Annotated in this window: 23 protein-coding genes; 9 read left to right on the top strand and 14 right to left on the bottom strand. The window is 73.0% G+C overall.

The features are described from left to right. Positions 1 to 69 precede the first annotated feature (69 nt). The 5 genes from ACZ3UD_RS12915 to ACZ3UD_RS12935 form a co-directional block, all read right to left on the bottom strand. Positions 70 to 1,119, bottom strand: a complete 1,050-nt coding sequence (locus ACZ3UD_RS12915) for a substrate-binding domain-containing protein (RefSeq protein ID WP_465585696.1) — start codon at positions 1,117 to 1,119, stop codon at positions 70 to 72. Positions 1,120 to 1,603: 484 nt separating this feature from the next. Next, positions 1,604 to 2,629 (bottom strand): 6-phosphofructokinase, encoded by a 1,026-nt coding sequence (locus ACZ3UD_RS12920; protein WP_380610380.1) that lies wholly within the window; start codon positions 2,627 to 2,629, stop codon positions 1,604 to 1,606. A gap of 351 nt (positions 2,630 to 2,980) precedes the next feature. Beyond that, the gene (locus ACZ3UD_RS12925; protein WP_465585697.1) at positions 2,981 to 3,709 is read right to left on the bottom strand and encodes a type 1 glutamine amidotransferase; all 729 of its coding nucleotides are present in this window, start codon (positions 3,707 to 3,709) and stop codon (positions 2,981 to 2,983) included. A gap of 46 nt (positions 3,710 to 3,755) precedes the next feature. Continuing rightward, positions 3,756 to 5,018 (bottom strand): MurT ligase domain-containing protein, encoded by a 1,263-nt coding sequence (locus ACZ3UD_RS12930; RefSeq protein WP_380610382.1) that lies wholly within the window; start codon positions 5,016 to 5,018, stop codon positions 3,756 to 3,758. A gap of 261 nt (positions 5,019 to 5,279) precedes the next feature. Next, a complete protein-coding gene (locus ACZ3UD_RS12935; protein WP_465585699.1) occupies positions 5,280 to 6,014 on the bottom strand; it encodes a GNAT family N-acetyltransferase in 735 nt (244 codons plus the stop codon). Between the two features lie 257 nt (positions 6,015 to 6,271). Between ACZ3UD_RS12935 and ACZ3UD_RS12940 the strand changes: the two genes are divergently transcribed. After that, positions 6,272 to 6,514: a hypothetical protein gene (locus tag ACZ3UD_RS12940; protein ID WP_465585700.1), complete on the top strand. Its 243-nt coding sequence runs from the start codon at positions 6,272 to 6,274 to the stop codon at positions 6,512 to 6,514. A gap of 119 nt (positions 6,515 to 6,633) precedes the next feature. Here ACZ3UD_RS12940 and ACZ3UD_RS12945 read toward each other — a convergent pair whose 3' ends face one another. The 4 genes from ACZ3UD_RS12945 to asnB all read right to left on the bottom strand — a co-directional run bounded on the left by ACZ3UD_RS12945 (position 6,634) and on the right by asnB (position 11,874). Then, positions 6,634 to 7,059, bottom strand: coding sequence for a hypothetical protein (locus ACZ3UD_RS12945; RefSeq protein WP_465585702.1), 426 nt, complete (start codon positions 7,057 to 7,059; stop codon positions 6,634 to 6,636). 77 nt (positions 7,060 to 7,136) lie between these two features. Then, a complete protein-coding gene (locus ACZ3UD_RS12950; protein ID WP_465585703.1) occupies positions 7,137 to 8,558 on the bottom strand; it encodes a pyridoxal phosphate-dependent decarboxylase family protein in 1,422 nt (473 codons plus the stop codon). Between the two features lie 147 nt (positions 8,559 to 8,705). Further along, positions 8,706 to 9,815: a hypothetical protein gene (locus ACZ3UD_RS12955; RefSeq protein WP_465585705.1), complete on the bottom strand. Its 1,110-nt coding sequence runs from the start codon at positions 9,813 to 9,815 to the stop codon at positions 8,706 to 8,708. A 208-nt stretch (positions 9,816 to 10,023) separates the two neighbouring features. Beyond that, a complete protein-coding gene (asnB, locus tag ACZ3UD_RS12960; protein ID WP_465585706.1) occupies positions 10,024 to 11,874 on the bottom strand; it encodes an asparagine synthase (glutamine-hydrolyzing) in 1,851 nt (616 codons plus the stop codon). Positions 11,875 to 12,067: 193 nt separating this feature from the next. Here asnB and ACZ3UD_RS12965 point away from each other — a divergent pair, with 193 nt between their 5' ends. Together ACZ3UD_RS12965 and glmS are read left to right on the top strand one after the other, a co-directional pair. Next, the gene (locus ACZ3UD_RS12965) at positions 12,068 to 12,343 is read left to right on the top strand and encodes a hypothetical protein (RefSeq protein ID WP_393029042.1); all 276 of its coding nucleotides are present in this window, start codon (positions 12,068 to 12,070) and stop codon (positions 12,341 to 12,343) included. 85 nt (positions 12,344 to 12,428) lie between these two features. Continuing rightward, positions 12,429 to 14,255: a glutamine--fructose-6-phosphate transaminase (isomerizing) gene (gene glmS / locus ACZ3UD_RS12970; RefSeq protein WP_465585708.1), complete on the top strand. Its 1,827-nt coding sequence runs from the start codon at positions 12,429 to 12,431 to the stop codon at positions 14,253 to 14,255. 57 nt (positions 14,256 to 14,312) lie between these two features. Here the strand turns inward: glmS and ACZ3UD_RS12975 are convergent, their stop codons facing one another. Next, positions 14,313 to 15,233, bottom strand: coding sequence for a glutaminase (locus ACZ3UD_RS12975; protein ID WP_465585867.1), 921 nt, complete (start codon positions 15,231 to 15,233; stop codon positions 14,313 to 14,315). A 291-nt stretch (positions 15,234 to 15,524) separates the two neighbouring features. After that, on the bottom strand, positions 15,525 to 16,226 hold the full coding sequence (locus tag ACZ3UD_RS12980) for a DUF3152 domain-containing protein (RefSeq protein ID WP_465585709.1): 702 nt from the start codon (positions 16,224 to 16,226) through the stop codon (positions 15,525 to 15,527). Between the two features lie 245 nt (positions 16,227 to 16,471). Here ACZ3UD_RS12980 and ACZ3UD_RS12985 point away from each other — a divergent pair, with 245 nt between their 5' ends. After that, positions 16,472 to 16,687 carry a heavy-metal-associated domain-containing protein gene (locus ACZ3UD_RS12985; protein ID WP_465585711.1) on the top strand — a complete coding sequence of 72 codons (216 nt, stop codon included), beginning with the start codon at positions 16,472 to 16,474 and terminating at the stop codon, positions 16,685 to 16,687. 53 nt (positions 16,688 to 16,740) lie between these two features. Here the strand turns inward: ACZ3UD_RS12985 and ACZ3UD_RS12990 are convergent, their stop codons facing one another. Then, entirely contained in the window at positions 16,741 to 17,283 is a 543-nt protein-coding gene (locus ACZ3UD_RS12990) for a DinB family protein (protein WP_465585712.1), read from the bottom strand. A gap of 99 nt (positions 17,284 to 17,382) precedes the next feature. Here ACZ3UD_RS12990 and ACZ3UD_RS12995 point away from each other — a divergent pair, with 99 nt between their 5' ends. Both ACZ3UD_RS12995 and ACZ3UD_RS13000 read left to right on the top strand, forming a co-directional pair. Continuing rightward, on the top strand, positions 17,383 to 18,354 hold the full coding sequence (locus ACZ3UD_RS12995; protein WP_465585714.1) for a helix-turn-helix transcriptional regulator: 972 nt from the start codon (positions 17,383 to 17,385) through the stop codon (positions 18,352 to 18,354). 348 nt (positions 18,355 to 18,702) lie between these two features. Next, positions 18,703 to 19,473, top strand: coding sequence for a GNAT family N-acetyltransferase (locus ACZ3UD_RS13000; protein ID WP_465585716.1), 771 nt, complete (start codon positions 18,703 to 18,705; stop codon positions 19,471 to 19,473). Positions 19,474 to 19,879: 406 nt separating this feature from the next. Here ACZ3UD_RS13000 and ACZ3UD_RS13005 read toward each other — a convergent pair whose 3' ends face one another. Next, positions 19,880 to 20,806 carry a LysR family transcriptional regulator gene (locus ACZ3UD_RS13005; protein ID WP_465585718.1) on the bottom strand — a complete coding sequence of 309 codons (927 nt, stop codon included), beginning with the start codon at positions 20,804 to 20,806 and terminating at the stop codon, positions 19,880 to 19,882. 276 nt (positions 20,807 to 21,082) lie between these two features. Between ACZ3UD_RS13005 and ACZ3UD_RS13010 the strand changes: the two genes are divergently transcribed. The 3 genes from ACZ3UD_RS13010 to ACZ3UD_RS13020 all read left to right on the top strand — a co-directional run bounded on the left by ACZ3UD_RS13010 (position 21,083) and on the right by ACZ3UD_RS13020 (position 23,258). Next, complete coding sequence (locus ACZ3UD_RS13010; RefSeq protein WP_465585719.1) at positions 21,083 to 21,613, top strand: SRPBCC family protein; 531 nt, start codon at positions 21,083 to 21,085, stop codon at positions 21,611 to 21,613. 6 nt (positions 21,614 to 21,619) lie between these two features. Continuing rightward, complete coding sequence (locus tag ACZ3UD_RS13015) at positions 21,620 to 22,348, top strand: maleylpyruvate isomerase family mycothiol-dependent enzyme (protein WP_465585721.1); 729 nt, start codon at positions 21,620 to 21,622, stop codon at positions 22,346 to 22,348. A gap of 199 nt (positions 22,349 to 22,547) precedes the next feature. Beyond that, the gene (locus tag ACZ3UD_RS13020; RefSeq protein ID WP_465585722.1) at positions 22,548 to 23,258 is read left to right on the top strand and encodes a DUF6461 domain-containing protein; all 711 of its coding nucleotides are present in this window, start codon (positions 22,548 to 22,550) and stop codon (positions 23,256 to 23,258) included. 123 nt (positions 23,259 to 23,381) lie between these two features. Here ACZ3UD_RS13020 and ACZ3UD_RS13025 read toward each other — a convergent pair whose 3' ends face one another. Beyond that, on the bottom strand, positions 23,382 to 23,708 hold the full coding sequence (locus tag ACZ3UD_RS13025; RefSeq protein WP_465585724.1) for a hypothetical protein: 327 nt from the start codon (positions 23,706 to 23,708) through the stop codon (positions 23,382 to 23,384). Positions 23,709 to 23,833: the final 125 nt, after the last annotated feature.

Below are 23,833 nucleotides of genomic sequence, written 5' to 3' on the forward strand. Positions count from 1 at the left end.
CGGTCTTCGGAAGCCGAGCCGGTGCGGCAGGTCGGTGCCCGCCTGCCGCACCGGTGGCTCGACGTGGTGTCAGCTGCAGGACACGCCCGCGGACTGCCAGGTGGTGGCGTCGACCATCTTGGTCGGGGCGAAGGCCTCCTTGGGGAAGTCCTTGCCGTTCTTGAGCTTGTCGACCATCGTCTGCACGGCCAGGGCGCCCACGTCCTTGCCGTTGATGAACAGGGCGGCCTTCATGCCCGACGGCTTGCCGGACGCCCAGTCCTTGCACGCCAGGTAGGCACCCAGGCCGACACCGTCGATGTCGTCGGGGCTGATCCCGGCGTTCTGCAGGGCGGTGACGGCGCCCTGGACGTTCTCGTCGTTGCAGCCCCACGTCACCCAGTGCTTGACACCGGGGTTGGCGGTGATGGTGGCGGCGACCTTGTCCTGCGCGCCGGTCGGGGTGTTGTCGGTCGCGACGTCGATGGTCTGCACACCCGGCGCGGCCTGGTCGAAGGCGTCCTTCGCGGCCTTCACCCGGTCACCGCAGACGGTCACGTCCTGCTTCCAGGCGGAGAGGATCCGGGTGTCGGCCGCGTTCCAGCCGGCCTTCTTGAACTCCTCCGCGGCGCGCTGGCCGACCTGCTGGCCCATCTGCTGGCCGGAGAAGCCGATCCGGGGCACCAGGTCGGACGCGGCGCACTGTGCCGGGGACGGCCCGCTCGCGCAGACCTGGTCGTCGGAGGTGAGCAGCGCGGCCTTCGCGTCCCGGGCCGTCTGGACCACCTGCGGGCCGACCGCCGGGTCCGGCACCACGATGATCAGGCCGTTGCTCTTCTGCGCGATCGCGGCCTGTACCTCGCCGACCGTCTTGTTCGCGTCGTTGCCGAGGTTCACGACCTTCACGTCGGCCCCCAGCTCGGCCGCCTTGGCCTTGGCCCCGGCGGCCTCGTCCACGAAGTACTGCTGGTCCCCCTGCTTCTGCAGGTAGGTGATCGAGACCTTCCCGGTCACCGGGGCCACCGGGGCGTCGGCGCCGGTGGAGGAGGTCTGCCCGGTGGAACAGGCCGTCAGACCGAAGGCGGCGGCCAAGCTCAGCGCGGCGAGCGAGGCCAGACGCCTGCGGGGGGAGAGGTGCATGGTGGGGCTCCTGAGAGTGGGGGCCGATCAGCCAGTAGCAACATAATCCTACAGAAAGCATCGCAATCAAACGCGATGGAGCAAAAGGAAACGCCCGGCTCAGGCCTGAGTCAAGCTCAGTTTGCCTCTGGGGTGGTTTCGAAACCTTCTCGTTATGCCCGCAGGTCCGCGCGGGCGCGCTGCGCACTCCATCGGGCTCCCGGCGGTCGTCCTGGTTAGGAGCGGTCAACGGGGGAGCGCTCGACGGCATCCACCTATCGGTCGATCAGTAGGTAGGTGCTCATGACAGCTTCGGGGAAAGCCGGGGCAGCGTCAATGGTCGCGGCACCCAAGCGTGTTGGGTCGCCGCGATGATGTGTGGATCGATGATGCCAGGTTGTTGATTGGTGTTGGAAGTCGAGACGCACGAGACCGAGCGAGGACGCACGCGGGCCCCCGGACCGACAGGAGCGGTCCGGGGGCCCGAAGTGCGGCGCGCGGTCGGTCAGATGACCGTCTCGGCCTCCAGGTAGCGCTCCTGGGGGACGGTCTTCAGCTCGGCGACCGCCTCGGCCAGCGGCACCAGGTTGATGTTGGTGCCCTGCAGCGCGGTGATGTGCCCGAAGGCGCCCTTGTGGACGGCCTCGACGGCGTGCCAGCCGAAGCGGGTGGCGAGCACCCGGTCGTAAGCGGTCGGGGTGCCGCCGCGCTGGGTGTGGCCGAGGATCACCGGACGGGCCTCCTTGCCGAGGCGGTGCTCCAGCTCGCGGGAGAGCTGGGTGGCGATGCCGGTGAAGCGCTCGTGGCCGTAGATGTCCTTGCTGCCCTCCTCCCAGTGCATGGTGCCGGGCTCGGGCTTGGCGCCCTCGGCGCAGACCACGATGGCGAACTTCTTCTGGCGGTCGAAGCGCTCGCGGACGACGGCGGTGAGCTTCTCGATGTGGAACGGGCGCTCCGGGACGACGATGGCGTGGGCGCCGGCCGCCATGCCCGCGTTCAGCGCGATCCAGCCGGTGTGCCGGCCCATGACCTCGACGACCATGACCCGCTGGTGGGACTCGGCGGTGGTCTTCAGCCGGTCCAGCGCCTCGGTGGCGACCGAGACGGCGGTGTCGAAGCCGAAGGTCACGTCGGTGGCGGCGATGTCGTTGTCGATGGTCTTCGGCACGCCGACGATCGGCAGGCCCGCGTCGCTCATCAGCTTGGCGGCCTTCAGGGTGCCCTCGCCGCCGATCGGGATCACCGCGTCCAGGCCGAGGTCGGAGCAGTACTTCTTGGCCCGCTCCACGCCGTCCCGCAGGTGGCTCGGCTGCACCCGGGAGGACCCGAGGATGGTGCCGCCCTGGGCGAGGATGCCGCTCACCGAGTCCAGGGTCAGGGGGCGGTGGTGGCCCTCCAGGAAGCCACGCCAACCGTCCTCGAACCCGATGATCTCGTCGCCGTGGTCGACCACCCCCCGGTGCACCACGGAACGGATCACCGCGTTCAGGCCGGGGCAGTCACCGCCGCTGGTCAGCACTCCGATACGCATTAGCTTTGCAACTCCCGAGCAGAACCGAGGAACGGCCGGACTACAGGCTGGGACGACGAGCCGACACCGTAACGAGGCGCTCCCACGCCGGGACGGCGGGGAGGTGGCCGCGAGGTGAAGGACCGGCCGATCCGGACAGAACGTCCGAAAACGGCCGTTAAGTCGAGCATACGGCCCCTGGTCCGGCCGGGCAGGAGCCGACGCGGGAGCGGCGCCGTCGGCGCCCCCGCGCGGAATTGCAGCCTGCTGCCGAGGAGGGTGTGCAGCCGGCAGCCCCATTGTCGTACGTCCGGCGCCGCCCGTGGGCCGGGTGACCGCATGGCGGGCACCCGGGCGGGGCGAACGGGGGTACTACGAGGGGCGCGTCGCGGCGGCGATGCGCTCGGCGCGCAGCGCGTCGTACCAGGTGGTGTCGGCCGGCGGCAGGGCGTTGACGTCCAGCGCCAGCTTGATCAGCATGTCGGCCACGGCGGGGTTGCGGGCCAGTACCGGGCCGTGCAGGTAGGTGCCGAAGACGGTGTCCCGCCAGGCGCCCTCGGTGCCGTCGCCGGTGCCGTTGCCCCGGCCGACGGTGACGGTGGCGAAGGGCTGGACGCCCTGGCCGAGGTGGGTGACACCCTGGTGGTTCTCGAAGCCGGTCAGCTGCGGCAGGCCGAGCCGCGGGTCCACGTCGGCCAGCACGTCGCCGACGCAGCGGGCGCCCTCGCCGCGCGTGGTCCAGGCGTCGAGCAGGCCGAGGCCCGGCTCACGCTCGCCGAGGTCGTTGATGAACTCGTGGCCCATGATCTGGAAGCCGGCGCAGACGCCGAAGATGATCGCGCCGTTCTCGGCGGCCCGTACCAGACCGCTGTCGGCGCGCAGCCGCTCGGCGGCCAGGCGCTGGGGGCGGTCCTCGCCGCCACCGATCAGGTAGATGTCCCCGCTGGTGGGGATCGCCTGGTCGGAGCGGACGTCGATCCGGGTCACGTTGAGATGGCGCTGGCGGGCCCGGCGCTCCACGACCAGGGCGTTGCCCCGGTCGCCGTAGGTGCTGAGCAGGTCCGGGTAGACCCAGACCACGCGCAGGCTGCTCTCACTCATCCTCGAAGGCCTTCCGTCACGAAAAGACTGGTGTGCGGGCGCGGCATCAGCCGGCCACGACCTTCCGCAGCTGCTGGAAGGCGGTGTAGTTGGCGATGGCCTCGATCCGGCCGGGCGGGGCCATCCGGACGGCCTGCTCCAGGGTGTCCACCACGTGGAACTGCAGCCCGGCGACCTCCAGGCGGACGGCCAGGTCAAGCTTGCGCTGGCCCATCACGAAGATGGGGTGGCCGGCCAGGCGCTCGTAGTCGACGTCCCACAGCCAGGAGGTGTCGGTGCCGTCGGCGTCGAGGGCGTTGACGGAGAGGATCACCGGGGCCGGCGGGCCGTCGATCAGCGAGAAGGTCTCCAGCCAGCCGGCCGGGTTCTTGGCCAGCAGCAGCCTGATGTCCCGGCCCTGGTACTGGACCACGTCGTAGCGGCCGGCCACGGCGGTCACCGAGCGCATCCGCTCCAGCGCGACCTGCGGGGAGACGCCGAACACGGCGGCGACGGCGGCCGAGCTGGTGGCGTTGGCCAGGTTGGCCCGGCCGGGCAGCTGCAGCTGGATCGGCCAGGCGCCGCGCTGCGGGTCGATCACGTGGGTGCCCTGGAGTGCCCAGTGCGGGTTGGGGCGCCGGAAGCCGCAGTCCTGGCAGAACCAGTCGTCGCCGGGGCGCTGCATCACACCGCCGCACGCGGGGCAGGACCAGGCGTCCTCCTTCCAGGCCTGTCCGGCGGCCACCCAGACCACCTTCTTGCAGGAGGAGGCGGCCCAGGTCACCAGCGGGTCGTCGGCGTTGGCGATGACCACGGCCTCGGTGTCCTGCAGGCCCTCGCGCCACTTCTCCGCCATCATGCGGGTCTCGGCGGCGCGGTCGAGCTGGTCGCGGGAGAGGTTGAGCAGGGCGATCGCCTTGGGGCGGGTGTCGCGGGCGACGGTCGCCAGGTACTTCTCGTCGACCTCGATCACGCCGAAGCGGGCGTCGCTGCCGCCGGCCAGGGCGGAGGTGATGCCGGCCGGCATGTTGGCGCCCAGGGCGTTGGAGACCACCGGGCCGGCGGCGCGCAGCGCCTCGGCGATCAGGCGGGTGGTGGTGGTCTTGCCGTTGGTCGCGCTGACCAGGACGACGTCCAGGTGGTCGGCGAGGGTGGCGAGCAGATCGGGGTCGAGCCTGAGGGCGACCTTGCCGCCGATCACCGAGCCGCTTCCGCGTCCGGCCTTGCGTGACACGGCGGCGGCGACCCGACCGGCCGTGACCGCGATCTTGGCGCGGGCCGGCAGCGAGGCGTCGCGTGCGCCTGTGGGCTCCGATTCGGTGCCTGCCATGCTCAGTGGTTCCTCCTTGCTGCGGCACCGCCCGTGGCCGGATAACAGGCCGTCGGGCGGCGGGGACGGGGTCAGCCTACCGACTCCGTCGCCCGACCGGACGATCCGGACCCCGCGCCGCCTGCTGTGACACGGGCGCGGGGGCCGCTGACGGTCCGTCAAGGAGGGCGGTGTACGGAGGGACCCTTCGTTACCGGGGGGACGCTCCGCGGCCGTCGCCGGGTTCCCGGGACGCTCCGTAAGGATGTGGTGAAGAAATGATCAGCGGCCCGGAGTGGGGGTGGGCGTGGGGGCCGGTGCGGGGGCGGTTCCGGCGGCCAGGGTGGCGGTGATCACCAGGGTGCCGTCCTCGGCGCGGAAGTCCAGCGGCGCGGCCAGCCGGCGCATCGCGGCGATCAGCGCGGCGTTCGCGGCCTGGGTCATCGCGTACACCGTCCCGATCCCGGCCGCCCGGGCCGCCGCGGTCAGCCGCCGCAGCAGGGCCAGGCCTAGTCCGCGCCGCTGCCAGGCGTCCTCGACCAGCACGGCGAGCTCCGCCTCGCCGTGGTCCCACATCAGGTGTCCGAGGGCGAGCAGCCGCCCGTCGGGGGCGGTCACGGCGAGGCTGCGGCCGTGCCGGGCGTCCAGCAGGTGGTCCAGGTAGCGGTCGGCGTCGCGGACCGGCCCGTGGTAGCGCAGCCGCAGTGCGGCGGGGGAGCAGCGGGCGTGCATCGCGAGGGCCGCCGCCTTGTCGGCCGGCCCGGCGGGGCGCAGCAGCAGCTCGGTCCCGTCCGGCAGGGACAGCCGGGACACCTCCTCCGCGGCCTGGGCGCTCGAACGGGCCTGGGCGTCCGCCCGGGCCGGCGCCGGGTGCGGGCGGGCCTGCCGGTACGGGCCGCCGGTGACAGCGGGCAGCCGGGCGGCCTGGCCGTCGGGCGCCGCGCACCGGGTCCTTGAGTCGGACCTGCGGAAAGGCCGGTGCCAGAGCCGTTCGGAGCCAGTGCGTGATGCCGTCATGGAGCCGACGCTACCGACAGTGCGCTTCCGGCCGGTTACGTGATCGTGAACGCACTGATGCCCGGGGCGGAGGCGGCCCCCGGGCCGGGACAACCCCGCCGGAGGTCCAGACCGCGCCTCATGCGGTCGGGACGGAGTGACCGCGCGCTGACCGGACACGCTCACGGATGGCTCAGGATCCGTGACCGCGGGAGCCCCTTCGGATACGGATGGCTCGGCTTTCCGCCGAACCCACCTCGATCCGAAGGGACTCTGCCATGTTCACCAGGAACTCCGCACTGGCCACCGCCTGTTGCGCCCTGCTGCTGGCCGTACCGCTCGCCCTCGCCCAGTCGGCCGCCGCCGACAGCATCAGCAGCACCAGCAACACCGGCAACAACGGCCCCAAGACCCCGCAGGAGGCCGCCACCTGCAAGGCCGTGACCGGTGCCCTGCTCGGGGGCTTCGGCAGCATGCTGGGCAACGCCGTGTGCGCCGTCCAGCCGCCGAGCAACGGCTGAGCCCCGGTCCTCGTCGAACCGGCGGCGGGTGCGCCCTCAGGACCCCGCCGCCGTCGAGGTCAAGGCCGGGGACCGACCGATCAGTTGGGCCGCGCCGTCATCTCCCGGCCCCGGCGGTTTCAGGCGATCCGGGTCGGGGTGTCCTCGACGGTGTGGCCGGTGGTGGTGAGCAGGGTGGTGAGGGCGGCGGGGCTCAGCGATCGGGGGGTGCGGAGGAACAGTTCGTCGGTGGTGGGGTGGGGGTGGAGCGAGAGCAGGGTGATCTGGTGGTCGGCGAGGGTGGTGTGGGTGTGGGCCAGGGCGGTGGTGCGCACCCGCCACAGGACGGTCGGGGGAGGGGCGTGCGGGGACAACCTGGCGTGCAGCAGGGCGGCGGCGAGCAGCGCGAGGGCGGAGGTGGCGAGGACGATCGGGCCGTCGGAGCCGTGGAGGACGACCTTCGCGATCAGGTCGGCGGCGGTGACGGAGAGGAAGGCGGCGGCGAGTTCGACGGTGTCACGGCGCCAGCGGCGGGCAGCGTGGAAGGAAGGCTTCGAGTGCTCCATGGCCTCCACCGTGCCCGACCGGTGTTTCCCGATCACGAACCCGCCGTGACCCGGCCGTTAAGGTCCGCCCGAGGGTGTTACGGGAGCAGCTCGCGGGCCGCGGCCTTCACCTCGGCGAGAAGTAGGTGCAGGTCCTCCTCGGTGGTCGCGGCGTTGAGCAGGCAGGCGCGGAGCATCTCGTGCTCGCCGAGCCGGGCGCCGGTGACGAAGACCCGCCCGCGCCGCTGGACGGCGAGCGGGAGGTCGCGGTTGAGGGTGTCGCGGGCGGCGGCGTCCCGGCCCGGGGCGCGGTGGCGGAACGCGACGATGGAGGTCTGTACCTCGGCGAGCAGCTCCAACTCCTCGTCATCATCGACGAGTTCGCCCAGGCGTCGGGCGAGCGCGGTGCAGTGGGCGATGTCCTGGGCGAGGCCGGCGCGGCCGCGGTGGGCGATGGTGGCCCAGACCTTGAGGGCGCGGAACGGGCGGGTCTGCTCGGTTCCGTACTCGGAGAACCAGCCGAGCGAGCCGGCCGCCTCGTCGCGCAGGTAGGACGGGACGAGGCTGAAGGTGCCGCGCAGCTCGTCGGTGTCGCGCACCAGCGCGCAGCCGCAGTCGACCGGGACGCCGAGCCACTTGTGCGGGTCGAGGGCGAGCGAGTCGGCGCGCTCCAGGGCGGCGTAGCGGTGGGCGATGGCGGGGTCGAGCCGGCCGAAGGCGCCGTACGCGCCGTCCACGTGCAGCCAGAGCCGCTCCTGGCACAGGTCGGCGATCGGGCCGAAGGCGTCCACCGCGCCGGTGCCGACGGTGCCGGCCGAGGCGACCACCAGGAAGGGCAGCAGTCCGGCGGCGCGGTCGCGTCCGATCGCCGCCCGTAGGTCCGCGGTGTCCAGGCGGCCGTCGGGCCCGGTGGCGACGGTGCGCAGCCGCCTGCTGCCGAGGCCGAGGAGCTCGGCGGCCTTGCGGACACAGGAGTGGGTCTCGCCGGTGACGTAGCCGACCAGTGGCGGCATCCCGGCCAGGCCGTCCGCGCGGACGTCCCAGCCGGCCTGCCGGGCGGCGCGGTTGCGCGCGGCGGCGAGGCAGACGATGGTCGCCATCGAGGTGCCGGAGGTGAGCAGGCCGCCGCCGGCCGGGTGCGGGAAGCCGACGAGTTCGGCGATCCAGCGGACCACGGCGCGCTCCAGGTGGACGTCGGCGTGGTCACCGCCGGCCGAGCTGGGGTTCATCGCGGCGGCGGCGAGGGTGGCGAGCACCCCGGCGCGGGAGGGGGCGGAGTTGACCCAGCCGAAGAAGCGCGGGTTGCCGTTGCCCATGGGGTGGGGGAGGACGTCCCGTCCGATGGCGTCCAGCAGCTCGGTGAGCGGCCGGCCCCGGTCGGGCAGCGGGGCGTCGAGCAGCGCCTGCCGGGCGGCCTGGCCCATCGGCTGCCAGACCGGGCGGGCGGGCAGTTCGGCGAGGTAGTCGGAGACGAGCTCGGCGGTGGCGTGGGCGGCGCCGCGGAAGTCCTCGGTGGTCATGGCGTGCTCCAGGGAGGCCGGGGTCGGACTGGGCGAGGCGCGGCTTCCTCGGCGCACCCTGATCAGGCGATGGTCGGGCGATGGTCGGGTGATCTTACGCAAAGGGCCCGCGGTGTGGCGCGGGCCCTCGTGCTGAGACCGGGTGGGTCAGTCCAGCGAGCTGGACAGTCCGCTCGCGGAGCGGCAGTAGCCCTGCATCTCCTTGTTGGTGATCTTCGCGCAGAGTCGTCCGGCCGCGCCGCCGTCGGTGTAGTTGACCGTGTAGTAGCTGACCAGCCCCTCCGTGCAGGCCTTGCGCTGCCAGCCGTCGGCGGCGGTGGCGCACTGCTGGGCGGCCCAGTCCTCGCGGTCCAGGTTGTACTTCATGGTGCGCGAGCCGACGCCCCGGCTGCAGTCCACGGCCCCGCCGTTGGCCTTGCCGTTGAGGCACCACTTGAGGGCGTCGGCGTAGACCTCGGGGTGGTTCGGGTAGTCGTGCGAGGAGAGGTAGAAGGTCGGGGCGTAGAAGTAGCAGGCGGACTGGAACAGCGACGGCTGGTCCTTGCACGGGTACAGCGGGTCCTGGGCGAGCTTGTCGGCGGGCAGGTTCGCCTTGGCCTGCTCGTCCTCCTCGTCCGGGCCGAAGAGCTGCATGAACAGGCCCTCGGAGCAGCGGATCCGGTTCTGCTCGGTGGTGAACTTGTTGCACAGGTCGCGCGCCTTGGCGACGTCCTGCTTGGCGACGAACATGGTGCCGTGGCCGACGCCGTGGATGCAGGGGCCGGTGTTCTTGGGGGCGCACAGCTTGAGCAGGTCCACCTCGGGCTGGGTGGAGGCGTTGAGCATCTCCTCGACCGCGCCGTGCAGGTAGCCGGCCGCGCAGGTCTCGTGCGGGAAGGAGATGACCTTCTGGAAGTCCTCGTTGAAGCGCTTGACCGCCGCGTGGCCGAGCTCGTGCGCGATCGGGTGGCAGAAGCGCACGGTGTACGGCTTCTCCTTGGTGATTCGGTCGAGGTCGGCGAGGGCGACGCCCGGGTCGGTGGCGTCCATCTCGGCCATCAGCTTGTTGCGCAGCGTCGAGCGGGTCCACACCGCCGGGTCGCCGGTCGGGGTGGCGCTCGCGGTGCCCGCCACGGCCGGCTGGGCGCCGGGGGCGGTGCCCTCGACGGCCGGGGCCGCGCTGGCCGCCGCGGGCGACCAGTCGGTGACGGCCACCGAGCCGAGGCCCAGGACGCCCAGGAGCAGGGCGGTGAGAATCGCGAATACTCGCGGCTGCATGACGGGATCCCCCGGCGGATCGAGGTGAACGGTTCTCTCCCATCCTGACGGCGCGGGGGCGGGAATCCGCGTTTTCGCCCGCCATTCGGGAGGTGTCGGCGACGCTACCGCATCGTGCGACGTCCGGGCGGGGCGGGCCGGTTCCCGGTGATCCCCCGGACGGCGCAGCGGTCTCGGCGCGGGCCGCCGCACCGTCCGGTCACCAGGGTCAGAGCTCCAGCGTCACCTGGTACTCCGTCAGCCAGGCGTCCAGGTCCAGCGCGAAGTCGACGCCGAGCAGGACCGACCGCGGGTCGGTGTCCGGGGCGAGCGCGGCGGCGAGCCTGTGCCGGTCGAGCAGGCCGAGGGCGGGGGACTCGTGCTTGGCGGCGAGCCCGGCGAGTTCGGCGCGCAGCAGCGCCGGGTAGTGCGGGTCGGCGCTGACCGGGTACGGGCTCTTCACCCGGTCGGCGATCGCGGCCGGCAGCGCGTCCCGGACGGCGGCGCGCAGCAGGCTCTTCTCCCGTCCGTCGAAGCTCTTCATCGCCCACGGGGTGTTGAAGACGTACTGGACCAGCCGGTGGTCGCAGAACGGCACCCGCACCTCCAGCCCGTTGGCCATGCTCATCCGGTCCTTGCGGTCGAGCAGGATGCAGACGAAGCGGGTCAGGTTGAGGTAGGAGATCTCGCGCATCCGCCGCTCCAGCGGGTCGGCGTGGTCCAGGTGCGGGACCTCGGCGATCGCCTCGCGGTAGCGGGCCTTGCGGTAGCCGTCCAAGTCGAGCTTGGTGAGCAGTCCGGCGTCCAGCAGGTGTTCGCGCGGGACGGAGCCGGGGCCGGCGATGGTGGCCATGCCGGCGGCCCAGGGGAAGTCCTCGGTGGCGACGGTCGTCGGGTCGTGGAACCAGCGGTAGCCGCCGAACAGCTCGTCGGCGGACTCGCCGGACAGCGCCACGGTGGACTCCCGGCGCACGCCCTGGAAGAGCAGCAGCAGTGAGACGTCCATGTCGCCGACGCCGTTCGGCAGGTCGCGGGCGCGCAGCACGGTGGCGCGCCGGGACAGGTCGGTGAGCTCGGCGGCGTCCAGCTCGATCACCGTGTGGTCGGCGCCGACGTGCTCGGCGAGCAGCTTGGCGTACGGGCCGTCCTGGGTCTGCCGCACCTCGTCGGTGTGGAAGTTCCGGCTCTGGCCGGTGAAGTCGACGGAGAAGGAACGCACCGGGCCGTCCCCGGCCCGGCGCAGCGTCATCGCGGCGAGGGCGGTCACGGCGCTGGAGTCCAGGCCGCCGGAGAGCAGCGAGCACAGCGGCACGTCCGAGTCCAGCTGGCGGTGGACGATGTCGTCCAGCAGGGCCCGGACGGTGGCGACGGTGGCTTCCAGCGAGTCGGTGTGCTCGCGCGCCTCCAGCGCCCAGTACCGGCGCACCGAGATGCCCTCGCGGCGCACCCGCACCACGTGCCCGGGCCGGACCTCGTGGACGCCCCGGTACGGGGTGAGGCCGGGGGTGCGGGTGTGGGCGAGCAGTTCGCGCAGCCCGTCCAGGTCGACCACCGGGCGCACCGAGGGGTGGGCCAGGATCGCCTTGACCTCGGAACCGAAGAGCACGCCGTCCGGGGTGGGGCGGTAGTGCAGCGGCTTGACGCCCATCCGGTCGCGGACCAGCAGCAGCTCCTCGCGCCGGGCGTCCCAGACCGCGAAGGCGAACATGCCGTTGAGTCGCTCGGCCAGGCACTCGCCCCACTCCAGGTAGGCGTGCAGCACGACCTCGGTGTCGCTGCGGGTGCGGAAGCGGTGCCCGGCCGCCTCCAGTTCCGCGCGCAGCTCGCGGTGGTTGTAGACCTCGCCGCTGTAGGTGAGCGCGGCCAGCAGTCGGCCGTCGTGCTCGACCGTCATCGGCTGGACACCGCCCTCCACGTCGATCACCGCGAGCCGGCGGTGGCCGAGTGCGGCGTGCGGCTGCAGGTGGACGCCCCCGGCGTCCGGGCCGCGGCAGAGCTGGGTGGCCGTCATCGCGTCGAGGACGTCCCGTTCGGCGGTGAGGTCGCGTTCGAAGGCGACCCATCCGGTGATCCCGCACATCAGCAAGCCTCCGGTCTTCCGCTGGGTGTTCTCTCGATCACGCTACGTGTGGAGTCGGCGCCGCTTCAAGGCTCTGTCGGGAAGGTGACGGGCGGGAGTCCGCTTGGCTGCCTGAGCTGAAAGTCGTAAAGTCTGCCCGAATTCGGGCAAGATCTTTGGCTTCGGCAGGCGGCGCGACCTAGAGTCCTCACTCGTGCCGAGCTCACCCCACCCTCACGAAGACCTCCTCGCCCACCTCACCCGGACCAGCCCGCTCGGGCCCCGGGAGGCGGCGCGGGTCGTGGCGGAGGTGCTGGCGTACTTCTCCGAGAGCACCGAGGAGTACGTCCGTCGCCGCCACGGCGAGCTCCAGGCACGCGGCCTGACCAACGAGCGGATCTTCGCCCGGCTCGCCGAGGAGCTCTCCGCCCGCCGCGTCGCGGCGCCGGAGCTCTCGGCCCGCCAGCTGCGCCGGATCGTCTACGGCTGAGCGCCGCCCCTTACCCCGCTCGGCCGCGTGACCGTCCCAAGACCCGACCGTCCCAAGACCCGACCTTCCCAAGAGGAGACCGCGCATGTGCGGAATCGTGGCCTACATCGGCCCCAAGGACGCGACCCCCTTCCTGCTGGAGGGGCTGGCCCGGCTGGAGTACCGCGGCTACGACTCGGCCGGCGTCGCCGTCACCGGGCGCACCGGCGGGATCAAGCTCCGCAAGGTCAAGGGCCGGGTCGCCGACCTCGCGGCGGCCGTACCGGCCCGGTTCAAGGGAACCACCGGCATCGGCCACACCCGCTGGGCCACCCACGGCGTCCCCAGCGACGCCAACGCCCACCCGCACCTGGACACCGCCGAGCGGATCGCCGTCGTCCACAACGGCATCATCGAGAACGCCGACGAGCTGCGCGCCAAGCTGACCGCCGACGGCGCCGTGTTCCGCTCCGAGACCGACACCGAGGTGCTCTCCCACCTGATCGCCGCGCACGCCACCGGGGGCGTCGAGCTGGAGGACGCCGTCCGCGCCGCGCTCGGCCGCGTCGTCGGCACCTACGGCATCGCGGTGCTGGACGCCGAGCAGCCGGACCGCATCGTGGTCGCCCGCAACGGCAGCCCGATCGTGCTCGGCCTCGGCGAGAAGGAGATGTTCGTGGCCTCCGACGTCTCCGCCCTGGTCCGATACACCCGCCAGGTCGTGCACCTGGAGGACGGCGAGCTGGCCACCGTCCGCGCCGACGGCTTCCGCACCTTCACCGCGGACGCCCGCACCACCCACCGCCAGCCGTCCACCGTGGACTGGGAGATCGACTCCTACGACACCGCCGGCTACGAGCACTTCCTGCTCAAGGAGATCCACGAGCAGCCCACCTCGGTCGAGCGCACCCTCAGCGGCCGGCTCGACGAGCGCTTCAGCACCGCCCACCTCGGCGGCCTCAACCTGGACGCCCGGGAGCTGCGCGAGATCCGCCGGGTGAAGATCCTCGGCTGCGGATCCGCCTACTACGCGGGCGAGATGGGCGCGCAGCTGATCGAGGAGCTGGCCCGGATCCCCGCCCACAGCGAGCCGGCTTCCGAGTTCCGCTACCGCAACCCGGTGATCGAGGCGGACACCCTGTACGTCGCGGTCAGCCAGTCCGGCGAGACCTACGACACGCTGGCCGCCGTCCAGGAGATCAAGCGCAAGGGCGGCCGGGTGCTCGGCGTCGTCAACACCGTGGGCAGCGCGATCGCCCGCGAGTGCGATGGCGGCATCTACCTGCACGCCGGCCCCGAGGTCTCGGTCGCCTCCACCAAGGCGTTCACCTCCACCGTGGTCGCCTTCGCCCTGCTCGCCCTGCACTTCGGCCGCATCCACGACCTCTCGCCCGCCGACGGCCGCCGGATCGTCTCGGCCCTGCAGGCCCTGCCGGACCAGATCCGCGAGGTCCTCGACCAGAGCGACGCGATCGCCCGGCTCGCCGCCGAGTACGCCGACTCCAGCGGCATGATGTTCATCGGCCGGGTCCGCGGCTACCCGGTCGCGCGCGAGGGCGCGCAGAAGCTCAAGGAGATCTCCTACGTCCACGCCGAGGCCTACCCGGCGAGTGAGCTCAAGCACGGCCCGCTGGCCCTGATCAGCCCCGAACTGCCCACCGTGGCCCTCGTCCCGGACGACGAGCTGCTCGACAAGAACCTCACCACCCTCGGCGAGATCAAGGCCCGCCACGGCCGGGTCATCGCCGTCGCCCACCGCCGGCCCGAGGAGAAGCTCGCCGACCACTGCATCCTGGTCCCCAAGAGCGAGCCGGAGTTGGACCCGCTGCTCCTCAACATTCCGCTGCAGCTGCTGGCCTACCACGCCGCCGTCGCCCTTGAGCGGGACGTGGACAAGCCGCGCAACCTGGCGAAGAGCGTGACGGTGGAGTAGTCCGCCGCCCGCTCCCCGGGCCCCGGTCGCTGTGCGGACGACCGGGGCCCTTCCGGCTCAGAACACCGAGCAGCCGGAGAGGGTGGTGAGGGTGTCGAGGGCGGTGACGGCGGCGACGGAGTTGCCGGCCTGGTCGAGGCGGGGGCCCCAGGCGCAGACGGCGGCGCGGCCGGGGAGTATGGCGAGAATGCCGCCCCCGACGCCGCTCTTGCCGGGCAGGCCGACGCGGAAGGCGAACTCGCCGGCGGCGTCGTAGGTGCCGCAGGTGAGGAGGACGGCGTTGACGCGCTTGGCCTCGCTGCGGGACATCAGCCGGGTGCCGTCGGTGCGCACGCCGTAGCGGGCGAGGAAGGAGCCGGCCAGCACGAGGTCGCGGCAGCTCGCGGCGACGGCGCAGTGGGCGTAGTAGTGGTCGAGGACGGTCTGGACCGGGTTCTCCAGGTTGCCGTGGCTGGCGATGAAGTGGGCGAGCGCGGCGTTGCGGTGGCCGTGCTCGGCCTCGGAGGCGGCGATCACCGGGTCGGTGTCCAGCAGCGGGTTGCCGGACTCGCGGCGCAGGAACTCCCGTACGGCGCCGGAGGCGTCGCCGGTCAGCGAGTGCAGGCGGTCGGTGACCACCAGGGCGCCGGCGTTGATGAAGGGGTTGCGCGGGATGCCGTGCTCGGTCTCCAGCTGCACCAGGGAGTTGAAGGGGTTGCCGGAGGGCTCGCGGCCGACGCCCCGCCAGAGGGCGTCACCGCCGTCGCCGCTGTGGGACAGGGCGAGCGCCAGGGAGAACAGCTTGGACACGCTCTGGATGGAGAACGGCTGCTCCCAGTCGCCGACGCCGTGCAGCTCGCCGTCGACGGTGGCCACGGCCATGCCGAAGGCCTCCGGGTCCGCCGTGGCGAGGGCAGGGATGTAGTCGGCGACCCGGCCGCGGCCGGTGGTCGCCCGGGCGGCCGCTTCGGCGGCCTCCAGCAGCACCGGCCAGTCCAGGCTCTCCCTGTCGTTCACGGCTGTTCCTCCACGTGCACACGCTTGACGATCATGGTTCGGACCGGGCGTCGACCTTTCGGTGACACCCGGTCCGACCAGTGATTATCCGTGCTCCGGGGGCTTGCTGCGTCCGTGGTCCGCGCAGTGGTCCGTCCGTGCCGCGTCCGTGCCGAGCCGTGGTCCGCGCAGGCAGTACCTAGATCCTGCCGTGCGGGGCCCGCGGGGTGGAGCCGAAGGCCATCACCGGGCCGCCCGCTGCGGCGCGTCGCCCGGGGCCTGAGAGCTGTGGTGTTACGGCGCGTTGGTCGGGGCCTGGAGGGGCGGGCCGGTGAGCAGCGTGCCGGCGCCCGAGGAGGGCCAGCCGTTGGGCACGCAGCCGTGCAGGCCCTTGATCTGCTGCATCATCACCGGCGCCGGGGCACCCGGGCCCGGGCAGTCGACGTGGCCGTTCCCCAGGATGTGGCCGACCTCGTGGTTGACGGCGAGCGCGTGGTACAGCTCGGGCTCGCCCCGGTAGAACTCGGACAGCTCGGTCCAGCGCCTGAGGTTGATCACGACCTGGTGCCCGACCCCGCAGTTCACCGAGCCGCCGGTGTCCAGTCCGTACTGGCCGCAGATCCGGTCGGTGGACTGCGGGGTGGCCAGGTAGACCGTGAAGTCCACCGGGTCGGCGGGCATCCGCTGGAAGGAAGCCGTGTTCCCGGCGGCCCAGCCGCGACGGGTGTCGCCGAGGACGGCGTCCACCTCGGCGGCGAACTGCTCGGGGGGCTCGGTGATCCCGTTCTCCACCCGCACCTTGTAGCGGTAGAGGTGCTCCCCGGTGCCGAAGCGGGCGGAGCCGCCGGGGGCGGTGGTGAAGGCCAGCGGCGCGGGTCCGGTGTTCCAGGGCTGCCACCACAGCAGGCCGGCCGTCACCGCCGCGACCAGCGCCAGGGCGAGCGCGCCGTGCCAGGGCTTCCAGTGCTTCCAGCGGTTCAGGGAGGTGGCGGCCATGCGGAGCAACTCCTGAGCTGGGTCGAAAGGGTGCATCAGGAGGGACGGGCAGGCGGGCGGAGGGGGTTCAGTCGAGGGTGCTGGTGGCTCCTGTCGGGTGCGGGGTCCGGCCGGTTCCCGGAACCACTCGAAGGTGCCACCCGTGTGGCGTGTCCCTGGGGAACGGCGTCGGATTGGGGTGTTGTGGTGCGGGTCGACCGGTTCGACGCTCCAGACCCACCAGCTGCCCTATCGGAGGCACCGTCATGTCCATCACCACCGTCCTCACCGTCGACGGCATGAGCTGCGGCCACTGCGAGAAGACCGTGAGCGCCGGGCTGGCCGCCATCCCCGGCGTCACCGGCGTCGTCGCGGACGCGCCGAGCGGCCGGGTCACCGTCTCTTCCGCCCAGCCGCTGGACGGGACGGCCGTCCGCAGCGCGGTGGACGGGGCCGGCTTCACGCTCGTCGGCCAGATCTGACCCCCGTGCGGTGGGGTCTGCCGCCCGAACCCCGGCGGCAGACCCCGTCCGCCTCAGCCCATGCTCTTCGCGCCGTCCAGGGCCTCGCGGATGATGTCGGCGTGGCCCGCGTGCTGGGCGGTCTCGGCGACGATGTGCATCAGCACCCGGCGGGCCGACCACTCGGCGCCCGCCTCGAACCACGGGGCCTTCGGCAGCGGCTGAGTGGCGCTCAGGTCGGCCAGAGTGGCCACCAACTCGTCCGTGCGGAGGGCGACTTCGGTGTACTCGGCGAGCACGCCGGCCAGCGTCTCACCGGGCAGCATGCGGAACTCGTCGGCGCGCCGGGCGAAGTCGGCCTCGGTCCAGGCCGTGAAGTCGGGCATCGCGGACGGGCCCTCCACGATGAAGTTCGCCCAGAGGCGCTCGACCGAGGTGACGTGCTTGATCAGCCCGCCCAGGCACAGCTCGCTCACGGTGCTCCGCGCGCCGGCCTGCTCGTCGGTGAGGTCGCGAGTGGTGAACCGCAGGAAGTGCCGCTGCTTCTCCAGCGCCACCAGGAGGTCGGCGCGCTCGCCGGTGACGGTGGCCTTGGCGGAGGTGGTGGTCGTGGTCATGGCTCTGGCCTTCCGTTCGGTTCCTGCTCCCTCGGACAAGAACTACGCTAACGACCATTGCGGTCACTTCCTGTCCTGAATCCCGGAGAGAATCAGGGCATGGCGAACACCAGCACCCGGACGCTGCGACTGCTCTCCCTGCTCCAGACCCACCGGTACTGGCCCGGCGAGGAACTGGCCGACCGACTCGGCGTCTCCGTCCGCACCCTGCGCCGCGACATCGACCGGCTGCGCGAACTCGGCTACCCGGTCGAGGCCCAGCGCGGGGTCGACGGCGGCTACCAGCTGGCGGCGGGCGCGGCGCTGCCACCGCTGGTCATCGACGACGAGGAGGCGGTCGCACTCGCGGTGGGCCTGCAGGCGGCGGCCGAGAGCCCGGTCGAGGGCGTCGGCGAAGCCTCCGTACGGGTGCTGGCCAAGGTCGTACAGGTGATGCCGGCCCGGCTGCGCCGCCGGGTCGAGGCGCTGCGCGCGATGACCGTCCCGGTCGACTGGGGCACCTCCACGGGCTCCGGCGTCGACCCGGACGTCCTCACGGTGGTCGCCCTGGCCTGCCGCGACGGCGAACGGCTCCGTTTCTCCTACACCGCCGCCTCCGCGCCCCGCACCGAACGCCACGTCGAACCGCATCGGCTGGTCAGCCTGGACCGGCGCTGGTACCTGGTCGCCTACGACCTCGACCGCGCCGCCTGGCGCAGCTTCCGCCTGGACCGCCTCACCACCCCCCACGGCAGTGGCGCCCGCTTCGCCCAGCGGCCCCTCCCTGCGGCCGACGCCGCCGAGTTCGTCCGCGCCGGCCGCAGCGGCATGCCCCGGCCGCACCGGGTGGAGGCCCTGGTGGAGGCTCCCGCCGAGCGCGTGCGCGCGCACGTGGGGCGCTGGGGCGAGGTCGAGGAGGCCGGGGCCGAGCGCTGCCGGCTCGTGATGACGGCGGACTCGCTGGACTGGCCCGCGATGGCCCTGGGCTCGCTCGGCGCCGAGTTCCAGGTCGTGCAGCCGCCCGAGCTGCGGGAGCTGCTCGGCGAGTGGGCGGCCCGCTTCGGGCGGGCGGCGGGGGCGGGGACGGAGTAGGAAGTCGGCCCGGTCGACTTCTCATGCGGCCCGGTGGTGGGGGATTGAGCTGATCGGTTCAGGCCCTCGCGGGCCGGGAGTTCGGATTCGCACAGGAAGTCGGATGGGCCGACTTCTCGTGCGGCGGGGGCTCACGGGGCGAGGGACCCGATGGTGGTGCGTAGGCGGTGGAGGGCCTCGGGGAGTCGGGCGAGTGGGGGCGCGGCGAGGGCGAGGCGGATGGCGTTGGGGTGGTGAGGGGTGGTGGCGACGGACGGCGTCCGGGACGGGCTGTGGCGGTTCCTCGACCGTTCGCAGGCCCGCTGAAATTCGCTTGGCCCGGAGCCGCGGCGGGGCGACCATGGCGAGATGTCCGATCTGCTTGAGCGTGTGACCGCCTTCCATGTCGCCTTCGCCCGCCGCCAGGCGGCCGAGATCGTCGAAGCCCCCGAGTTCCCCGGGGTGTTCGCGGTCCGGGACGAGGAGTTCGTCCGCTCCCACGAGCACAACCACCTGGTCGTGACGGGGCCGGGCACCGATCCGGCGATGCTGCCCGAGCTGGCGGCGCGGTGGCTCGGGCGGCGTGGCCAGTACGCGATCACCGTGCTGGACGACGAGTTGGGCGAGCGGGCCGCTCCGGCGCTGGCCGAGGCCGGGTACGAGTGGGGCGCCGCCGTGCTCCTGACCCGCGAGACGGAGGGCTGTGTACTGCCCGAACCGGCCGCGCTCCCGGCCGACTTGGCCGAACTGCGGGCGCCGGTCCTGCGCCAGCAGTCGGAGTGGTACGGGGACGAGGAGCTCGCCCGCCAGCTCACCGACCGCCGGGCCGCCCGGCTGCGCGGCGCCGAGCAGGTGCACTTCCTGGCCGCCCGGGCGCCGGACGGGCAGATCGCGGCCTGGAGCGACCTCTACCTCGACCGGGCCGCCGGGCTGGCCCAGTTGGAGGACCTGGTCACCGCTGCCCGGCATCGCGGCGCGGGCCACGGCGACACCCTGCTCGCCACCGGCCTGGCGCTGGCGGCCGCCGCCGGCATCCCCCGGCTCTTCCTCGCCGCGGACGCCGCCGACTGGCCGCGGGAGTGGTACGGACGGCGGGGCTTCACCGAGATCGGCCGCGTCCACTCCTTCCACTCGCGCTGAGCGGTGGAAGGGGCGGTGGTCGGCGGCCGACCTCGGTCGGTCAGGATGGAGACGCGACGACGGAACGTGAACTTCCCCGTACGGTGAAGGTCCTCGACGCGCCCGCGCTGCTCCGGCTGGAGGAGCGGGCGCTCGACCTCGGCCTCGGTCGACGGCTGGACCCGGCGTGGGTGCGCGCTCACGCGGCACCCGGCGGACGGCACTACCTGCGTCCGGCCCTGGGCATGCCCTCTCCCACCGCCCGGAGCTGCCGGGCCAGTTGCTCTGCGCGGTGCCGCTGACCGTACGTACGGGGAATACCTGCGGAGCCTGCTGGACGTCCTGCCGGAGGACTTCGCCGCGCTGCCGGGCGCCGTCCCGGGGGAGGAGGGCCTGCGGCGGGCCCTGGACGGTGGCGCACCGTCGGTCAGGGAGTGGCAACCGCCGGAGGGCTGGCGGGTGTCGCGCCCCGCCCGCAGTGGGCCGCGACGGTGTCGGCGAAGGCGCGGGCCAGCGGGCCCAGGGTGTCCCAGTCGCGCAGCGCCCAGCCGACGGTGAGGCCGGGCAGGTCGGGCAGCGGCAGCAGCCGCAGGCCCGGGTGGCCGGGGCCCTGCCACTCGGGGAGTGCGGGTACGACGGCCTGGCCGAGGCCGAGTTCGGCCAGCAGGATGGCGGTGTCCCAGTCCGTGACGCTGGTGTCGAAGACCGGCCGGATGCCCGACTTGCCCAGCCAGTCGTCGAGTTGGGAGCGGGACACCGAATTCTGCGGCAGTCCGATGAGCCGGGCGTCCTGGAGGTCGGCGGGTTCGATGCGGTCCCGGGCGGCGAGCGGGTCGTTGGCCGCGACGGCGAGGACCCAGGGCAGGTCCACCACGGGCCGCTGGTCGACGCCGCGGACGGGGGTGCCGAGGGTGATCCAGGCCAGGTCGACGTGCCCGGCGGTGAGCGCCTCCAGGCAGTTGCGGCTGGAGACCCCGGTCTGGAACTCCAGGCTGACCTGCGGGAAGCGCTGTCGGAAGTCCACCACGGCCGCGGACATGAAGTGCCGGATACTGGTGGCGCCGGTGGTGATCCGTACCGATCCGCCTTCCCCGCGCGCGAGTTCGGCGATGGTGCGCAGCGCGTGGTCGATCCCGCCCAGGCCGGTGGCCACGGCCGTCTGCAGATGGCGTCCGGCCTTGGTGGGGGCGACGCCGCGCGGGTGCCGCTCGATCAGGGCGAGGCCGAGCTCGCGCTCCAGCCGCTTCACGCGCTGGCTGACGGCGGACTGGCTGCACGCCAGGTCGCGGGCCACGGCGCTGAGCGAGCCGGCCCGGCAGACGGCCGCGAAGACACGGAGGTCGTCAAGGGTCACGGGGATCCAAGGTAGTGCTTGGAAGTGTCCCAGCAAACCGGTGGATTGACTTGGATGTCCGGCAGGATCGATCATCGATCGCAGGGCCCGCGAGAAGGGCGGCAACCCGCCCGCTGCCTTCGCGGCGTTCCGGACGCCGAGGCGGGGGTACGGCGGGTGTCGACCCGTAAGAGTTTGCTGGATCAGCTGCATCAGGAACGACAGCTGTGCCAGGTACGTCAGGTGCGTCAGTTACATCAGCTACGTCAGCGACATCAGGTACGGAGGGGGAGCGGCATGAGGTACGCCGATGGTCCGGGCGCGCAGTGCGAGGTGATCGTCCGGGCTGCGGTGGAGCGGGTCTGGGGGTTGGTGACCGACATCGCCCTGCCCGCCCGGCTCAGCCCGGAGCTCCACCAGGTCGCCTGGCTGGACGGCGCGGACGGCCCCGCGGTGGGCGCGCGCTTCGAGGGGCACAACCGTCGGGTGAACATGCGCGACTGGCGGACGGTATCCGAGGTGGTCGAACTGACGGAGTGCCGCGCGTTCGCCTGGGCCGTCATGGACGTGGACGGCCGGTACGGTGACCCGGTGTCGGAGGTGCCCGGCGCGCTGGCCCGGTGGCGCTTCGACCTGACTCCCGAGGACGGTGGCACCCGGGTGCGCCAGTCGGTGGTCATCGGCCCCGGCCGCAGCGGCGTCACCCTGGCCATCGAGGCCCGACCGGAGCTGGAGGAGAAGATCGTCGCCTTCCGGCTGGATGAGTTGCGCGACGGGATGGCGGCGACCCTGGAGGGGGTCAAGTCGCTGGCCGAGGCGGGGCGTTAGGTCGACATGGAGACGGAGTTCGCGGGCCTGCTGGAGGCGGTCCGGGCCTCGGCGGAGCGGCTCGGCGCGAGTGTCGGGACGCTGACCGACCGGGAGGCCCGGGAACCGTCGCCGCTGCCCGGTTGGAGTCGGGGGCACGTCCTCACCCACCTCGCCCGCAGCGCCGACGCGTACCGGTGGATGCTCGCCGTGGCCCGTACCGGCACGCCGCCCGGGCCGCGCGCCGACTCCGCCGAGCTGGAACGGCGGTTGCGCGAGGGCGCGGGGCGGGGCGCCGGTGCGCTGGTCACGGACCTGCGGGGCAGTCTGCACGGGCTGCTCGCGGACGCGGCGGCGCTTCCCGCCGAGCGCAGGGCGGTGCTGGTCGCCGCGCTGGCGGGGTGGCGGCACCCGGCCTGGTACCTCCTGTGGCGGGCCTGGCGCGAGCTTGAGGTGCACCATGTAGACCTGAACCTCGGCTATTCGGCGCGGAGTTGGCCGGAGGCCTTCGTCCGGCGGGCGCTGGAGGAGAGCGTGGCGGCGCTGGCCGCGCGGCGGGTCGCGGTCGCCCGGATCGAGGCCGAGGACCTCGGCCGTACCTGGACTCTCGGCGAGCAGGGCCCGGTGGTGCGCGGCCCGGGGTACACGCTGCTCGCCTGGTTCGCCGGGCGTGGCCCGTCGGCGGACCTGTGCTCGGACGGTCCGCCGCCGGTGCTGCCGCCGTGGCCGCTGCCGCCGGTGCCCGGCTGGGGGTGAGTGGTCAGGGGTTGCGCGTCCGGCCCTCCGCGGCGAGCAGGGCGGCGGTGAAGTCGGCTGAACGGCGGCGCGCCGTGGGTGAGTTCGTCTTCCGCGCCATCCTCTGCCCGGCTGTCGGGGGCTGCATGTCGGTGGCGTCGGCTAGGGTGCGTCCGGCTGCGCCTGTCCATCGCGGGCCGGCGTGAAGGGGAGGGACGTCATGGGCGACGGTGCACGCGGGGGCGAGGGGCGGGGCGGTGACAGCACCCTGCCGAACGGAACCCTGCCGAACGGCACTCGGCGGGACGGCATCCAGTGGCTGGCGGACGCCGGTGCCGAGGTCGACGGGGTGCTGTTCGCCCGGGGCATCGCGCCCGAGGAGCTCGCCCGTCGGATGGGGGCCGATCCGGCGGCCGTGACCGGGCCGATCAGCGGGACGGGGATCTGGGACCTGGACATCGAGGGCTACCGTCCCGGTGGCGACGGCGACGGCGTGATCCGGGTCGGTGAGGCGGGCGGCTGGTCCTTCGCGATCGAGTACGGCGACTCGACCGGCGGCGAGTTGCTCACCGAGATAGCCCGACACGGCGCCGAGGTGGTGCACTTCCGCCCGATGCCGGAGCAGCCGCCGGCCCTGCTCGACTACGCCCGGGACGGCGCCGTGCTGTGCGGCTTCGGCCTGGGCGAGGAGCGCTGGCGCTGGGGGCAGGAGCCCGATCTGCTGCTGCCCGAGCTGGTCGCCGCGCAGGTCCTGGAGGCCGACGGCATCACCTCCTGCGCCCCCGGGGGCGAGCCCGACGGAGCCGTCCGGCACCGGGCGCTCGGCGTGGTCGGGCGGCGGTTCGGGCTGCGCCTGCCCCGGGCGGTGCTGGGCGAGCTGCGGCTGCCGGCCTACGTGGTGCGCGGCACACCGGGGCTGGGGCCGCGCTGAGGTTCCGGAGCGCGCCTCACCACGAACGGGAGACGCTGCTCCGACGGCAGACGCCGCGGCCGGGGCGGGCCGCAGTGGCCCGCCCCGGCGGCGTCCGGCGTCAGGGACGCCGTGGACGGGGCCTCAGGAGACGGTCACGTCGTCGTAGTAGGTGTAGGTCGGGTCACCCGGGTAGTCGTCGTCCACGTTGGTCAGGGTCAGCGTGTAGCCGTGCCCCGGCGTGACGGTCCCGGAGGCGGACCTCCAGCCCAGGCCGCTGGTGCAGGTCTTGGCGAGCACCGTCGTGGCGGTGTTGGTGGTGTTGTCCTTCAGCGTGGCGGTCGCCCAGTCGTAGGTCACGGTGTCCGGGCAGGTCACGTCGTACCAGAAGGAGACCTTGCTGCTGCCGCTCGGCGCGGTGAAGGTCTGGCGGGCCGTCGAGGTGGTGCTCGGGTTGGTGGAGCCGAGCATCGCGCCGTAGCTGCCGGTGGTGAAGTTGACGTTCGCCGACGCGCCCTGGCCCCGCGCTGCGGGACGGCGCCGTGCCGGTAGGGGTGGTGGGCGGACGCCGCCGGGGCGGCGGTGTCGTCGATGGC

Source organism: Kitasatospora sp. NPDC023118, assembly GCF_055560875.1.